At 59.8% G+C, this 13,881-nt stretch carries 12 protein-coding genes; 6 read left to right on the forward strand and 6 right to left on the reverse strand.

Going from position 1 to position 13,881, the window contains the following annotated elements:
• Positions 1 to 2 precede the first annotated feature (2 nt).
• Complete coding sequence (gene ndhC, locus LAN37_01625; protein ID MBZ5645905.1) at positions 3 to 359, reverse strand: NADH-quinone oxidoreductase subunit A; 357 nt, start codon at positions 357 to 359, stop codon at positions 3 to 5.
• A gap of 217 nt (positions 360 to 576) precedes the next feature.
• Between ndhC and lysS the strand changes: the two genes are divergently transcribed.
• Both lysS and LAN37_01635 read left to right on the forward strand, forming a co-directional pair.
• Positions 577 to 2,139: a lysine--tRNA ligase gene (lysS, locus tag LAN37_01630; GenBank protein ID MBZ5645906.1), complete on the forward strand. Its 1,563-nt coding sequence runs from the start codon at positions 577 to 579 to the stop codon at positions 2,137 to 2,139.
• A gap of 258 nt (positions 2,140 to 2,397) precedes the next feature.
• Positions 2,398 to 2,829 (forward strand): hypothetical protein, encoded by a 432-nt coding sequence (locus tag LAN37_01635; GenBank protein ID MBZ5645907.1) that lies wholly within the window; start codon positions 2,398 to 2,400, stop codon positions 2,827 to 2,829.
• Positions 2,830 to 2,890: 61 nt separating this feature from the next.
• Here the strand turns inward: LAN37_01635 and LAN37_01640 are convergent, their stop codons facing one another.
• The 3 genes from LAN37_01640 to LAN37_01650 all read right to left on the reverse strand — a co-directional run bounded on the left by LAN37_01640 (position 2,891) and on the right by LAN37_01650 (position 6,157).
• Positions 2,891 to 4,138 carry a hypothetical protein gene (locus LAN37_01640; protein ID MBZ5645908.1) on the reverse strand — a complete coding sequence of 416 codons (1,248 nt, stop codon included), beginning with the start codon at positions 4,136 to 4,138 and terminating at the stop codon, positions 2,891 to 2,893.
• Positions 4,139 to 4,240: 102 nt separating this feature from the next.
• Complete coding sequence (locus tag LAN37_01645; GenBank protein MBZ5645909.1) at positions 4,241 to 5,374, reverse strand: hypothetical protein; 1,134 nt, start codon at positions 5,372 to 5,374, stop codon at positions 4,241 to 4,243.
• A 588-nt stretch (positions 5,375 to 5,962) separates the two neighbouring features.
• Complete coding sequence (locus LAN37_01650; protein MBZ5645910.1) at positions 5,963 to 6,157, reverse strand: hypothetical protein; 195 nt, start codon at positions 6,155 to 6,157, stop codon at positions 5,963 to 5,965.
• A gap of 585 nt (positions 6,158 to 6,742) precedes the next feature.
• Between LAN37_01650 and LAN37_01655 the strand changes: the two genes are divergently transcribed.
• Both LAN37_01655 and LAN37_01660 read left to right on the forward strand, forming a co-directional pair.
• On the forward strand, positions 6,743 to 7,204 hold the full coding sequence (locus LAN37_01655; GenBank protein ID MBZ5645911.1) for a cupin domain-containing protein: 462 nt from the start codon (positions 6,743 to 6,745) through the stop codon (positions 7,202 to 7,204).
• A 192-nt stretch (positions 7,205 to 7,396) separates the two neighbouring features.
• Positions 7,397 to 7,660 (forward strand): ribbon-helix-helix protein, CopG family, encoded by a 264-nt coding sequence (locus tag LAN37_01660; protein MBZ5645912.1) that lies wholly within the window; start codon positions 7,397 to 7,399, stop codon positions 7,658 to 7,660.
• A gap of 105 nt (positions 7,661 to 7,765) precedes the next feature.
• Here the strand turns inward: LAN37_01660 and tnpA are convergent, their stop codons facing one another.
• The gene (tnpA, locus tag LAN37_01665; protein ID MBZ5645913.1) at positions 7,766 to 8,218 is read right to left on the reverse strand and encodes an IS200/IS605 family transposase; all 453 of its coding nucleotides are present in this window, start codon (positions 8,216 to 8,218) and stop codon (positions 7,766 to 7,768) included.
• 762 nt (positions 8,219 to 8,980) lie between these two features.
• On the opposite strand from tnpA, the gene adhE reads away from it, so the two are divergent.
• Positions 8,981 to 11,611, forward strand: a complete 2,631-nt coding sequence (gene adhE / locus LAN37_01670; protein ID MBZ5645914.1) for a bifunctional acetaldehyde-CoA/alcohol dehydrogenase — start codon at positions 8,981 to 8,983, stop codon at positions 11,609 to 11,611.
• A gap of 14 nt (positions 11,612 to 11,625) precedes the next feature.
• Positions 11,626 to 11,901, forward strand: coding sequence for an STAS domain-containing protein (locus LAN37_01675; GenBank protein ID MBZ5645915.1), 276 nt, complete (start codon positions 11,626 to 11,628; stop codon positions 11,899 to 11,901).
• A 603-nt stretch (positions 11,902 to 12,504) separates the two neighbouring features.
• On the opposite strand, the gene LAN37_01680 is transcribed toward LAN37_01675, so the two are convergent.
• Complete coding sequence (locus tag LAN37_01680; GenBank protein ID MBZ5645916.1) at positions 12,505 to 13,446, reverse strand: hypothetical protein; 942 nt, start codon at positions 13,444 to 13,446, stop codon at positions 12,505 to 12,507.
• Between the last annotated feature and the right edge of the window lie 435 nt (positions 13,447 to 13,881).

The raw sequence follows: 13,881 nt of genomic DNA on the forward strand, positions 1-13,881 counted from the left end.
GCTTAGACCCACTCCAGAGCGCCCTTCTTCCAGATCCACACGTAGCCCACCACCAGGATCGCCAGGAACACCATCATCTCCACGAATCCGAACATTCCCAGCTGCTTGTATTGCACCGCCCACGGAAACAAGAATACGGTTTCAATATCAAAAATCACGAAGAGGATGGCGACGATGTAGAAGCGGACGGTGTAGCGCTGGCGGCTGTCGCCGATGGGATCGACGCCGCACTCGTAGGGCATGAGCTTGATCCTGCCGGGGTTTTGCGGGCGCACCAGCTTGGCCACCATCAGCGTCACGGGGATCAGAACGGCCACCACGGCGGCGAAGATGAAGATCGGCACGTAGTTCTGGGGCATAGGGCTCGTCTATCGAAAGTAAAAGAACCCGCAATACTAAACTGCTTCGCCGCCGCGTTCAATCGGCAACATCGCTGCCCGGTGTGATTCAGGACACAGGAGACCGTGGGCCGGGTCCCAGGGGACCGCTATGAACCTGAAAGAGGGGGCGGGCGCGACCCTTCCTTTATAATCGCTGGTTCGTCCCTGACCCTGACCGAAAGATAAGACCCCTCACGTGGCACTGGACCAGAAGATCTACGAACTCAGGCGGCAGAAGCTGAAGGAGATCGAAGCCCTCGGCCAGCCCGCGTATCCCTACAAGTACGAGCCCACGCACGAGGTCCCGGCCATCGTCGCGCAATATAAAGACGCGACCACCGAGCAGCTCGCGGCCCAGCGGGTCGAACTGAAGATCGCCGGGCGCATCATGACCATCCGCCTGATGGGCAAGGTCGGCTTCGCGCACCTCCAACAGGCCGGACAGCGCCTGCAGATCTACATCAAGAAAGATGACGTGGGCGAGAAGGGGTTCGCGCTGTGGAAGCTGCTGGACATCGGCGACCACATCGGGGTCAAAGGTTTCCTCTTCCGCACGCGGACGAACGAGCTGACGGTGCACGTCGAGGAGCTCACGTTCCTGGCCAAGGCCATGCTGCCGCTGCCGGAGAAGTGGCACGGGCTCACTGACGTCGAGACGCGCTACCGCCAGCGCTACGTGGACCTGGTGATGAACCCCGAGGTGCGGGAAACCTTCGTCAAGCGCAGCAAGGTGGTGCAGGCCATCCGGCGTTTTCTGGACGCGCGCGGCTACGTCGAGGTGGAGACGCCCATGCTGCATCCCATCGTGGGCGGCGCAGCGGCCCGGCCCTTCATCACCCACCACAACACGCTCGACATGGACCTCTACCTGCGCATCGCGCCCGAGTTGTACCTCAAGCGCCTGATCGCCGGCGGGCTCGACCGCGTGTACGAGATCAACCGCAACTTCCGCAACGAGGGCATCTCCACGCAGCACAACCCCGAATTCTCCATGCTCGAGTTCTACCAGGCCTACGCCGACTACAACGACCTGATGGACCTGACGGCGGAGATGCTGGCCTCGGTGGCGCGCGAGGTCACCGGCTCGACAAAGGTGAAGTATGGCGAGCACGAGATCGACTGGGCGAAGTGGCAGCGGCTCTCCATGCGCGAGTCCATCATCAAGTACTGGCCGGAGGCGGCGGGAGCAAAGCCCGAGATGAAGGACTTCAACGACGCGGCCTCCGTGGGCGCGCTGGTGAAGCGGTTCAACGCGGCGCACACGCCGCACATGCCTTACGACCCGAGCGCTCCGGTGGGCAGGGCTATCGCCGACATGTTCGAGGCCGTGGCCGAGGAGCACCTGATCCAGCCCACGTTCATCTACGACTTCCCTCTCGCCATCTCGCCGCTGTCGAAGAACAAGCGCGGCGAAGAGGAGCATTGGGTGGAGCGCTTCGAGGTATTTTGCGGCGGCCTGGAGATCGGCAACGCCTTCAGCGAGCTGAATGACCCCGAGGAGCAGTTGCGGCGCTTCGAGGACCAGGTGCGCCAGCGCCAGGCCGGCGACGAGGAGGCCATGGCGGAGATCGATCACGACTACGTGCGCGCGCTGTCGTACGGCATGCCGCCGACCGGCGGCGAAGGCATCGGCATCGACCGGCTGACCATGCTGCTGACCGATTCCAAATCCATCCGCGACGTGATCCTGTTCCCCCTGCTGCGCCCCGAGAAACCAACCACGGAGGACGCGGAGGGGCCGGAGGAATCTGCAAAGTAAGATTTGTGATTGGCAAAGTCAGAATGCAGCGGCGTCTTGACCTTACAAATCGTACTTTTCAAATTACAAGTTCGTTCGCGGCGTGGTCGCCCGCAGTCGCGGTGGGATAGGACACGCCTTGTGCGGTGCCGGTGGGAGAGGACACGAATTCAGCGGTGCCGGTGGGAAAGGGCACGAATTCAGCGGTGCCGGTGGAAGGTTTGCAAGGCCCTAAATGACGCGGCTTTAGCCGCTGAGGGCCCCAGGGGGCGAAAACCAATGCCGAGCATCAAACACGCGATCACGATCGACGCGCCGCTGGAGCGGATCTATCCGCTGGTGTCGTCGGGACGCGGGTTCGGACAATGGTGGGCGGCGGACATCACCGAAGTGAGCGCCGACTCCGTGGAACTCGGCTTCTTCAACCGCACGACCATCTACCGCCTGCAACGGATCCGCTCCGCCGCGCCCACGGAAGTGGAATGGCTGTGCACCTCGGGCAAGGAGTGGAAGGACACGCGCCTGGTCTTCCGCCTCAGCCCTTCCAAGACCGGCGCGCAGCTCCAGTTCTCCCACGCCGACTGGCGCTCGGAGACCGACTACTTCGTCTCCTGCAACACCACCTGGGGCGAGCTGATGTTCCGCCTGAAAGCCGCCGCCGAGGGTAAGACGCCGGGGCCGTTGTTCACCAAGGACGGACTGGGGTACTGAGCGCCTTGGGGAAAATTGGGCGCACAGGACGCGGAGGAAACTCTCGCAGCAGGCAGACGAGTTACTCGATGTTCGGGTCCGCGCGATCTTGTCCCTGCATGTTCTCACGCTTGTTCACTACCAGCTTGACGATCTCGTCCGTATAGACAACCTGACCTTCGACTACGAAGGCTACGACTTCATTCCGCTGGAAGAAGCTCAGAAACAGATGTTTCTCGGGATCAATTCTGTCTTGGTACTCTTTACATTTCGCCGACACAAATTCCGTTAGTTTGAGAAGTTCATCTTTTGTGGGTCTCGCCGATTCCGGCGAAAGATCGAATCTAATCACTAGCCGCCGTCCACGTCCGATCTGAATTAGTGGAGGAGGAACCTTCATCTCGTCAGCAATAGCATCGGCAAGCCGCTCTAGCTCCGGGCCAGAGCGGATTACGTCCCGTTGTCGTGCCAGAAATCGTGCCAGCTCGAGGACGCGATAAATTGCTGCATCGCAATCTCGGTCTGGCAAATTCTTCGGCAGGTGTCCCGTCTTGTGAACAATTTCGTTCCGCCAGCTGATTGCTTTTAGGACGCGGTCCAGCTCAAGTTTCTTAATTTCATCGGGAGTTAAAACGAGCTCTAGAATTAAGCCAACTCGTGCGGACAGATGCAGGTTGGAACTTAGAAGGTTATCGATTCTCTTACTGGAGAACCCCTTCTTCAGACCTAAATAGGCCTTCAGGTATTGAGTAAGAACTATCTCAAGACAGACTACAGACTCCAGCAGCGCGGCACGTCTATTCTGTAGCCTGAGATACTCAACTGCGTTTGCCAGGAATTCTTGTTCCGGCTTCGGCTCCAGGTTCTCCTCTATTGCCTCCTCAATTTCCTCCCAGTCTCGGACGCTGAACAAATCACGAGTTTCGTGTGGTGCCCGTCGGAGTAGCGCTTCCAGAAGAGCGTTCGGCTCGAACATCAACGCGTACTCGCCCCCATCTGCGATACTCGTTTGCCACTCGCGAAGTAAGCTATCAATTCTGGTCGCGTCGAAGGAAATTTCGTTGACTGCAGTCACAATACCAATGTTTCTAAGGGCTAAATTGATTCGGCTCGTTATCTGCACCAATGTCCTTGCAAGTTCTTCTCGGTTCTCTGGCGCCGCCAAGCGCTCTACAACACGCTCGTCGGAGGCGTTCTCGATCTCGACAACTTGGTGAGTCAAGAGCCGCAGGAACTTTTCCTCCCGGTCAGGAACCTCTATCGGATCCAGAGAGGCAAACGACAGACTTACCCGCAATCCCCCGTGAACAAATGCAGTGCTTAGGTCCATCCTGTTCTGTGCGAAGCCTGACAACCAGCATGCAAACGGAATTCGTACTCGAATCTTCATATACTGACGGAATAAGAGTGCAGTTGGGACGGTCCTTTGGCGTCACCCCGAGACGGTCGACGCCGATTCGCCGATTGCTTCGGAGAAAGAATCGAGAAAATCCGCCTTTAGAACGCTGGCAAGCCCATGCTCGTGCACGATGGCTGATTTACTCTTTAGCTGCGCGAAGCTGATGTAGCGGCAAACCTGTTTCAGCGGAGGGGACAGCATCGTAAATGTGGGCCGTAACACCTCCGATTCCACCTTTCCTCGCCTCTCTTCAGGTGCAACGAGATACAGCTTCACATTCAGATTCGGAACTAACGCCAGCAAGTCGCTCATTCGGAGCAACCCTGAATAAATCGATGTTGTGTGCTCAACCTCAAACGCGGCGACGATCGCCTTCTTGTCGAGCCACAAAACATCGATAAACTCGATGATCTTTTGGGCCGGCTCGCTAAACTGCGCCGGCAATGCCGACAGCATCCTCGGCATTGAACCGAGCGCTATTCCAGTTGCTTGTTTCTTGCGATCGTTTTTCGCTACCCAAACGTCGAAACCCATAGCCGCACCGAGACGCAGCAGCTCATATTGAATAGTCGTGTGTTCCGTTGTCTCTTCGACGGTAGTCATGCCAGGTAGCGCTGGCTGCTCCTCTTCCTCGGGGATGCTTATGACCGCAGAGACGCTCTTGTCTCCCTTCTTGAGCTTGACCTGAAAGAACGGCTTCTTCGCGAGCTTCTTCGGATCGACAGGGAGGAATACTGGGTGCAAGTTCGCCTCGTTCATGAGGCTGAGAATGAAATCACCGTCCGGAGGAGAAAATTTGTTAAGGCTCTGACGGATGAACCCCTTGAACTTTCCTTTATCCTTCGCGCCCCTGAAGAACACAACTTTGCCTTCAAGCGTCCCCATGGGAACACCGTGCTCGGGCTTTAGCTGAACCATCGGTTCAACGGCGAATCGTACAGGGTAGTTGCCCTCACCCCAGATCGGGTCCTTGTTCACGATCGGCCCGATTACGCGAAGCGCGCCCACCCATCTCATTACGCCTGTCAAGTAACAGAGCAGCACATCGTCGGGCTTAACCCGTGCTGCCAACTTTGTTGAGCGCTTGTTGAACCCCGAGACTTTCGATCCGGCTTGCTGGAATTGCTGCCAGGTTTGGCCGGTAAACAGGTCCAGCCAATAATTCATAGTGACACCATTATGATGAGTGTCCCGAAGCTATATCGATTTCCGATGGATTTCCAGCATATTCTCAATACGCCACGCTTGGAACGCCCGCCTCCGGGGGGCGGAAACAGTAGGCCCGGGCTTCAGGCCGGGGTTCGGAGGCCAGTCCGAACGAGGGGTACGCGTCCCCCTTTGCTCCCGAGTCCCGTAGGGACGACACGAACTTCGTTCATCACAGAGATTGGGGGATTTCTTTCTTACGCCCCTGAAGGGGCTGGGGCAATCTTCGCAGCTTTCCCCTCGTTCGCGACCGGCGTCGCGAAGTCAGGGCTCAAGCCCTGACCTACCGCGCCCGGGGTTCGGACGCCGGTCCGAAAAAGGGGTACGCGTCTCCCGTTACTCCCGAGTCCCGTAACGACGGCACAAACTTCGTTCGTCACAGAGATTGGGGGATTTGTTTCTTACGCCCCTGAAGGGGCTGGGGCAATCTTCGCAGGTTTCCCCTTGTTCGCGACTGAGGTCGCGAAGTCAGGGTTAAAACCCTGACCTACCTCGCCCGGGCTGGATTCTTACGCCCCTGAAGGGGCTGAGAGCGATTGTCGCCGTTTTCTACAGAGTGGCGTACTCGAGCCGGCCGATATTCAGTTTTTTCAGCTCACCGGCGAAGGTTTCCAGGGCGGAGACGGCGCGGCCGGCGTCGCTGTCGGGATTCGGCAACCTGCCGTTGCGTACTTTGAATTCCTTGACCGTCCCGTTCAGCCTCTCGAGTTCGTCAAGCGCGGCCTGGAGCTTGGAGTTTGTCATTCCACCCCTCCACTGCCATCCTACGCTCCCAACCACTCGCCCGCTATAAGCGGAAGCTCCATGCCCTGGATCGAGAGGTAGTGCCGCGGTTGTGGCGCTCCGTCGCAAGCGGCTGCGCGCCAGCCTTCGGCAGAGTGGAGGTTGGGATCTGTGTTGTCTCGTACCCCGGGCCCGCTGAAGCGGGCGTGATTGGAGTAGGGGTCCCTTCGACTTCGCTCAGGGCAGGCTCTTCGACTCGCTCAGGGTAGTGGTCCCTTCGACACGCTCAGGGCAAGCTCTTCGGCTCGGCATCGGCAACCGCGGCCGATGCTTCGCTCAGGATGACACCACCTTTTATAGCGCGGGCTGCCCGGACGAGGGCCTCCGCGCTTCATAAGCCTCAGCGGCTAAAGCCGCCCTCCATCCGAGACTGTTTCCCCGGCCTGAAGGCCGGGCCTACCTCGGCACGTCCGAGGAATCCGTTCTAAGCCACCCTAGCCCGACTTTAATCAAGGTGGGTGTAGAATGCGTCCCCAACGAGGGGGTGGGCTGGTGAGTTCTCAAGGCGTGCGCGCGTCCGAGGTGTTCTCAGAAAGAATCACAGCATTGGCGCCCGAGGCGGGAGAAGCAAGATGGTGGCTGGGCGGTCTGGCGGTGATCAAGCTGACGGGCAAGGAGACGGAAGGCCGATTCTCACTCATCGAGCTCCTGTACCCGCCCAAGCTCGAAGTGCCGCTCCATGTTCACACCCGCGAGGATGAGCTGTTCCATCTGCTGGAGGGGACGATCTCCTACCGCATCGGAGCGTCGAGGCTCGACGCTGCTCCCGGCCACACCGTGTTCGCCCCGAGGAACATCCCGCACAACTTCACCGTGACCTCTCCCGGGCCAGCGCGCTATCTGATCGTGTACTCGCCCGCCGGGTTCGAGGACTGTATTCGCGAGACCAGCGAACCGGCCCAAGCCCTGACCTTGCCGCCCAACCCCTACGCGCCTATCCCACCGGCGGAAATACAGAGAATCGCCACCTTGATGGCTACCAAGTACGGCTGCCAGTTCGTCGGGTAGGACGGGCACCCGGCGGCAGGGGTCCATTCGCTCCGCTCAGGGTAGGGGGGCCCTTCGACTTCGCTCAGGGTAGGAGTCCTTCGACTCGGCGCCAAGGGCGCCTCGCTCAGGATGACACCATCTTTTGTGGCGCGGGCTGCTGCGGTGTATTTCTGTGGTGCACAATGGTGCATTGTGGTGTAGAATGCATCCATGCCCACCGCAAAGAAGCCGAAGATCGTGCGCCGCAGCGTTTCCCTGCCCTCCGAGACCGACAGCAAGGTGCAAAAGCTGGCGCGCCGCCAGAACCGCAGCGCCAACCAGGTGATCGAGAACCTGATCGAGACCGGCCTGGCCGCCAAGGAAGCCGAGAAACGCCGCTTCTTCGAGCTGACTGATCGCTTGCAATCGGCCTCCGACCCCGCCGAAGTCCAGCGACTCAAGGATGAGCTCGCGCGCATGACCTTCGGGGCCTGATGCGACACAATCAGCCCGCCGCGGCGGGCGTAAGATTTTAGCCCCGGGCGTAAGCCCGGGGTACGCGGGCATAACCTCCCTTAGCCCCTTCAGGGGCGTAAGAAATCAATCCCACAGATGCTCGGGATCGAAGGCAATCCCGTTCTTGCGTAGAAACGCAATGAACTCATCCTGGAACGACACCTTTTCGTGGTGCTCCTGCTGACGCTCGATGTAACGCGTCACCACCGGAACGTTCGACGTGCTCACCGAAGACGCGCCGTATCCCGTCTGCCAGGCGAATTTCTTCCGGTCGGGCCAGGTTTCGTGTACCCAGCGCGAGGAGTTCGTCTTCACCACGCGCAAACACTCGGCCAATGCGACCTCCGCCGGCAATTGCACCAGCATGTGCACGTGGTCCGAGACGCCGTTCACGATAGCCGCCGTTCCACGCATCTCGCGCACCATCCCGCCCATGTAGGCGAAATCGCGGGAGCGGATCTTTGCATCGAGGAATGGAGCTCTGTCTTTGGTAGAGAAGATGACGTGGGTGTGCAGGGTGGTGAAGGTGTGCGCCATTCCGCCTCCCCCTCACCCCGTCCCGGATTCTTACGCCCCTGAAGGGGCTAGGGTCAACCTTCGCAGCTTTCCCCTTGTTCGCGACGGAGGTCGCGAAGTCAGGGTTATAACCCTGACCTACCGCGCCCGGGGCTAAGTTCTTTCGCCCCTGAAGGGGCTCTGGTCTATTTTCCCGGCTTTCCCCTTGTTCGCGCGACTGAAGTCGCGAAGTCAGGGTTCCCTCGGCTCCGCTCGGGACAGGTTTCGCCCTGACCTACCGCGCCCGAGGTTCGGACTCCGGCCTACCTCCGCGCCCGGGGAACATTCTGGCAGGCGGCTGCCCTATGGCTTGTAACCGGTGAGAAGGGCTGTTCCCAACAGTAACCCGCGAGCGCTAGTTTCCGAGAAGGCCGTCGTCCCGAGGTAGACCAACGGGGCCTCAGTCTCTAATGCCCAGACGCCTTTTCATAACATGTAGTGGAACACTAAACCGTCCAGCCAGCTGCTTGGGGTCATTCATTCCAGTAGAACGAAGATCGCGGATCAACGCCCGCGGCATCAGTGGTTTTCGTAAGACTTTCGCAGATACTGTATGGCTCGATCCTTTTCACCCAAACGCATCCGGTGGACTGAACTCCCGGGCCCCGGCAGAAACGATGTTCGTTTTCACTGCTGAGCGGCGGTCACGTCCCTACGTGAGTCCCGTCACCGACCCGCAGGCACCGTTGGGCTTCTCATATAGGTCTGGCGCGAAGGCGGCGTCCCGACAGGAAGATTGTTGCTATGACTGACACTGTTCCGCGTCTCAGTGAAGAGCGCATTTCCTACCTGGAATCATTGGTCAGTCAGGCCAGAAGCGCCGCTGCCGTGTTCACCCAATACACGCAAGCGGACGTGGACCGAATCGTCAAACCCATGGTCCTGGCTGGATTAGAGAAAGCCGAATACCTGGCCCGCCTGGCGATCGAGGAAACCAAGATCGGCGTCCTCGAAGACAAGGTCATGAAGAACATGGTGGCCACGGAGTTTGTCTACAACTACGTCAAGGACAAACGCACCGTTGGCGTGATCCACGAATATCCGGAACGCGGCCTGGTGGAGTTGGCGGAACCCATCGGTGTCATCCTGTCGCTCACGCCAATCACGAACCCGACTTCCACGGTCCTGTTCAAGTGCATCATGGCGATCAAGACCCGGAACGCCGTGATCTTCAGCCCCCACCCGAGCGCATGGCGCTGTTCCTACGAGGCGGTGCGCGTGATGTGTGAAGCTGCCGTGAAGCACGGAGCGCCTGAAGGTGTCTTCACATGCCTGGAGTCCCACACCCTCAAAGACAACTGCTATCTCATGCGGCACAAGGATGTCTGCCTGATCGACGCCACCGGCGGACCAGGCGCGGTGCGGGCCGCCTACAGTTCCGGTAAACCGGCCTTGGGAGTGGGAGCGGGCAATACGCCCGTGTACGTGGAAAAAACCGCGGACCTGGGCATGGCCGTGGTGGACATCCTTACCTCGAAGACCTTCGACAACGGGACGATCTGCGCCTCAGAGCAGACCTTGGTGATCGATGACGAGATCTATGACGTCGTACTGAAGAAGTTCGCCGACCTGGGAGCGCACCTCTGCAACGAGGAGGAGTCGGAACTGCTGGCGCGCGCGGTGATCGATCCCCAGACCGGATGCATGCAGCCCGCTGCCATCGGCCAGAGAGCCACCGACATCGCCCGCGTAGCGGGTTTTGCGGTCATGCCGAACACCAAGGTCTTGATCGCTCCGATCCAGGGTGTCGGCCGCGATCATCCTCTCTCGGTCGAGAAACTGTTCCCTGTGCTCTCGGTGTATCGCGCGAAGTCCCTGGATGAGGCGCTCAAGGTGTGCGTCGACGTCAATCATTGCGGCGGGCTTGGCCACACGGCAGTCGTTTTCTCGCGCAACGAAGAGATCATCCGCAGATTCGGCGAGGTGCTCAACGCCGGGCGGATCATCGTGAATTCACCCGGGGCCATCGGAGCTCTCGGCGGCGTTTACAACGACATGGTGCCCAGCTTCTCCTTCGGATGCGGGACCGGCGGCGGCAACAGCACCACTGACAACGTCAACCTCTCTCACTACCTGAATATCAAACGCCTGGCGCGAAGGACGCAAGCGCATATGTGGTTCCGCGTTCCGAATCAGATTTATTTCAACTTCAACGCCGTGGAAGAGCTGCGCCATCTTCCCTCGCACTCCACCGTCATCATCACCAATCCGGCTTTGGAGCAGATCGGCCACGCGGACATCGTCCGGCGCTACATCCCCAAGCAAACACTTGTGCATGTCTCCGTCATTCCTGACGCGGAGCCCGAGGTCGCGGTCATCCTGCAGGGCGTGGAGACGCTGAATTCCTACAAGGCGGACCAGATCATCGCGCTGGGCGGCGGCTCCGTCATCGACGCGGCGAAGATCATGAAGCTCATGTACGAATCGCCGCAGGCCGACTTGCAGGAACTGGCCGCGCCGTTTCTGGATTTCCGCAAGCGCGTGGCGCGGTTCCCGACCGAAAAGATCCACCACGCGCGGCTGGTCGCCATCTCCACCACCAGCGGAACGGGCAGCGAGGTCACTCCGTTCGCCGTTCTTTGCGACAAAGAGCGCGGGCGCAAGGTGACCCTTGCCGACTACTCGCTGACTCCGGATGTGGCGATCGTGGACCCGCAGTTCGTCATGTCCATGCCAAAAGGCCTCACCGCCGATACCGGCATCGATTGCTTGACCCACGCGCTGGAGGCCGCGGTTTCCATTTACGCCTCGCCATACACTGATTCCCACGCCATGCAGGCGATCCAACTGGTGTTCAAGTACTTGCCCATCGCCTATGAGAACCCGCGCGACGAAGAGGCGCGCACCATGATGCACAATGCCGCCTGCATCGCAGCGATGGCGTTTGCCAATGCGTCGGTGGGCGTGAACCACGCGCTGGCCCATGCCTTCGGCGCACGGTTTGGGGTCGCGCACGGGAGAGCCAATGCGCTCATGTTGCCCCATGTCATCCCGTACAACGCGTCGGTGCCCACGAAATTCATGCCCTCACCGAACCAGCGGGCGTATGTCGCACACAAGAAATATGCCTTGGCCGCGGATTCGCTGGGGCTGGGCGGCCGTACGACCGAGGAGAAAGTGAAGAACCTTGTGGCAGCCACCGAACAGTTGCTTGACCGGGTGGGCATGCCCCGTTCCATCGCCGAGCTGGGGATCTCGGACCAGGCGTTCGAGGCGGCGCTCCCTGAACTGGTCAAGCTCGCCTATGAAGATCCTTCCTGGCGCTCGAACCCGCGCATGCCGCTGCTGAGCGAATTGGCCGAGCTGTTTTGGAGCGCGTATTACGGACGAGGCCTGGCGAAGTCGGCTGCCGCATGTCAGCAACAAACTGCGTGATGGACGGTGATGCCATGGCGACGATCGCGGTGTGGCTCAAGGTGGATGGAGAACGCGTAGCCGACGACTTGCAAGACACATGCGAAAAACTGCACAGCGCTGACGGCGAAGTGGTTCTGGATCTCTCGTCGGTGCGACGCATCGACTCCAATGCGCTCTCCGCGATAGACAGGTTGGCCACCGAAGCGGATGAGCAAGCGATCAAGGTCGTGCTGCGGGGTGTAAACGTCGAGGTTTACAAAGTCCTGAAGCTGGTGAAGCTGGCGCGGCGCTTCTCGATTGTGACCTGAAATCTTGAGGCGGGGATTCGAGCCCCCGGTACCCGTCAGGGTTACGGCAGTTTTGAAGTTCCCTCTGAGGCACGCCGTGCTTACCACCTTCCGCCCTTCGGAAACAGCGCAATTCTCCTCCTCGACCGAATCGGTGGCAACCAGGAACTCGCGTTTGTTCTGGATTTGGAACACCAATGGAAGCCGCTCAGTGCCCCGAAGACTACGGTCGTCGGGCTAAATTTTGTTAGCCGTGACAAGGCGAATGTCGAACTAGCGGGGTGCCGGGCGGACCCCCAGACAATCAACGTCGGGATTACTGTGTTGGCCGTATGGGGCGGCCATAAATCCGCCCGGCCCTGATAGCGGTCGCTGATCTCACGACCACAATATGTGGGGGAGCAATTTGTAACCGGTGAGAAGGGCTGTTATCAACAGTTATCGCCCTTTCGGACGCTGCTCCAAAGGCCCTCGCTAGGGTGGTGGATTGGCCCTCAGCGGGCTAAGGCGCAGCTGCCTTGGTGGCTGGAAGGATGGTGAATCCTTTGCGCGAGCGGACGCGTGCCTTCCTTGCGGGTCTAAGGAGGACGAAGTGCCGTCAAGTATCTTGTCTCCCTGCGTCGCTCAGGGCATGGTCAGTGTTGCCGCCGCTTTCTCCAGTTCCTCAAGCTCTTTGGCTTCTTGCGCCCTGATGAACACATGCGCGTATTCACGTAAATGGAAATTCCCTTGGACGGTGTCTGACAGCACTACCAAGGCATCTGCATTCATCGCACCCGGAGTTCGCGACTCGTGCCACTGAGAAGACTTCCCGAACAGAGTCACAGGAATCACCTTGCCCGACGTCCCTTGGTATGAGGGGAAGTTGCCCACGTAGAGCCCCAGGCTGGCCGGCTTCGTTCCAAGAGCCGCAATCTTCTTGACCTTGTAGACAATGAAATCCGGACCACGTTGTTCCGAGGTCACATAACCAGGCGGTAATTGGAGCCCGAAGCGGTTTCCGAACTTGGCCCGCCCACCGGTAAGAGACAAGCGGCGGCTGCCCGGCCGCAGCGTCGCTGCCATGCGTCTCGCCTGCGACGGGCACTCTTCCGGTAGTTGCGCCTGCGGACGGTCCCCATAGAATGCGATGCGCTGCACCGTCCCGTCAGGATGGGCAATGTAGGCGCCCCAGAGAAGGTTGGCCTGTGCTTGGGGAGCGGCTGGAAAGAACGCGAACCCCTTCAGCGGCTGCTGCAATTCCGCGCGTTGGACCTTCACCGGGTCATTTCCAAGGTCCTTGCGGACCGCGCCTTCGAAGTCGCCAGGAGGCGTGGCGAAGAGCTCCTGGACAACGAAAATCATTTCGGATCCCGACGACCCGATCACCGCTCGCGTTTCCTCCTGCTGCGATTCTGGAGCTGCCATGATGCTTCGTTGCCGCTGCTCAATTCGCACTTGGCTAGGCACGCGCATGGTCAAATGAGCGCCTAGTAGATCCATGTCCTTGGTGAGAGGCGCTCGGCAGACATCTTCAGACGCGGCCGAGCATGCTGCGACGGCCAGGAGTACGAGAACTCTCTTCATCGGCCGCCTCCTTGGCTTTTGATCTGTTCCAGGATGGGGTACTGGGAAAGCGTGGCTTGCACGGGGCCTCCGACGGGGCCCGGGATCCGTGTAGAGATAGCAGCCTTAATCACAAGGATGCAGTGACCGAGGTCACCAGCAGCGGTGAGGAGATCCAGTCGTCGCTGCTGGACTCTCGTGGCTGGCGATAACTGGCGACAAATCCTCTTCTCACCAATTGCGCGGCGGAAGAGTCGCGATGTCTTAAGGCAATTCTCTTGTGGCGCTCCGCCGCAAGCGGCTGCGCGCCAGCCTTCGGCAGAGTGGAGGTTGGGATCTGTGTTGTCTCGTGCCCCGGGCTTACGCCCGGGGCTAGAGTCTTACGCCCGCTGAAGCGGGCTGGGATCACCAGCGCTAAAGCGTGGGTGACCTCGTACGGGTAGGGGCCCTTCGACT

The sequence above is a fragment of the Terriglobia bacterium genome (assembly GCA_020073495.1).
Lineage (GTDB): Bacteria > Acidobacteriota > Terriglobia > Terriglobales > Acidobacteriaceae > JAIQFD01.

What these genes read in the sequence shown, in the direction of transcription:
- LAN37_01640 (MBZ5645908.1), bottom strand. Translation starts at nt 4,138, where the DNA reads ATGGACCTAAGCACTGCATTTGTTCACGGGGGATTGCGGGTAAGTCTG.
- LAN37_01635 (MBZ5645907.1), top strand. Translation starts at nt 2,398, where the DNA reads ATGCCGAGCATCAAACACGCGATCACGATCGACGCGCCGCTGGAGCGG.
- LAN37_01645 (MBZ5645909.1), bottom strand. Translation starts at nt 5,374, where the DNA reads ATGAATTATTGGCTGGACCTGTTTACCGGCCAAACCTGGCAGCAATTC.
- LAN37_01675 (MBZ5645915.1), top strand. Translation starts at nt 11,626, where the DNA reads ATGGCGACGATCGCGGTGTGGCTCAAGGTGGATGGAGAACGCGTAGCC.
- ndhC (MBZ5645905.1), bottom strand. Translation starts at nt 359, where the DNA reads ATGCCCCAGAACTACGTGCCGATCTTCATCTTCGCCGCCGTGGTGGCC.
- tnpA (MBZ5645913.1), bottom strand. Translation starts at nt 8,218, where the DNA reads ATGGCGCACACCTTCACCACCCTGCACACCCACGTCATCTTCTCTACC.
- LAN37_01650 (MBZ5645910.1), bottom strand. Translation starts at nt 6,157, where the DNA reads ATGACAAACTCCAAGCTCCAGGCCGCGCTTGACGAACTCGAGAGGCTG.
- adhE (MBZ5645914.1), top strand. Translation starts at nt 8,981, where the DNA reads ATGACTGACACTGTTCCGCGTCTCAGTGAAGAGCGCATTTCCTACCTG.
- LAN37_01660 (MBZ5645912.1), top strand. Translation starts at nt 7,397, where the DNA reads ATGCCCACCGCAAAGAAGCCGAAGATCGTGCGCCGCAGCGTTTCCCTG.
- LAN37_01680 (MBZ5645916.1), bottom strand. Translation starts at nt 13,446, where the DNA reads ATGAAGAGAGTTCTCGTACTCCTGGCCGTCGCAGCATGCTCGGCCGCG.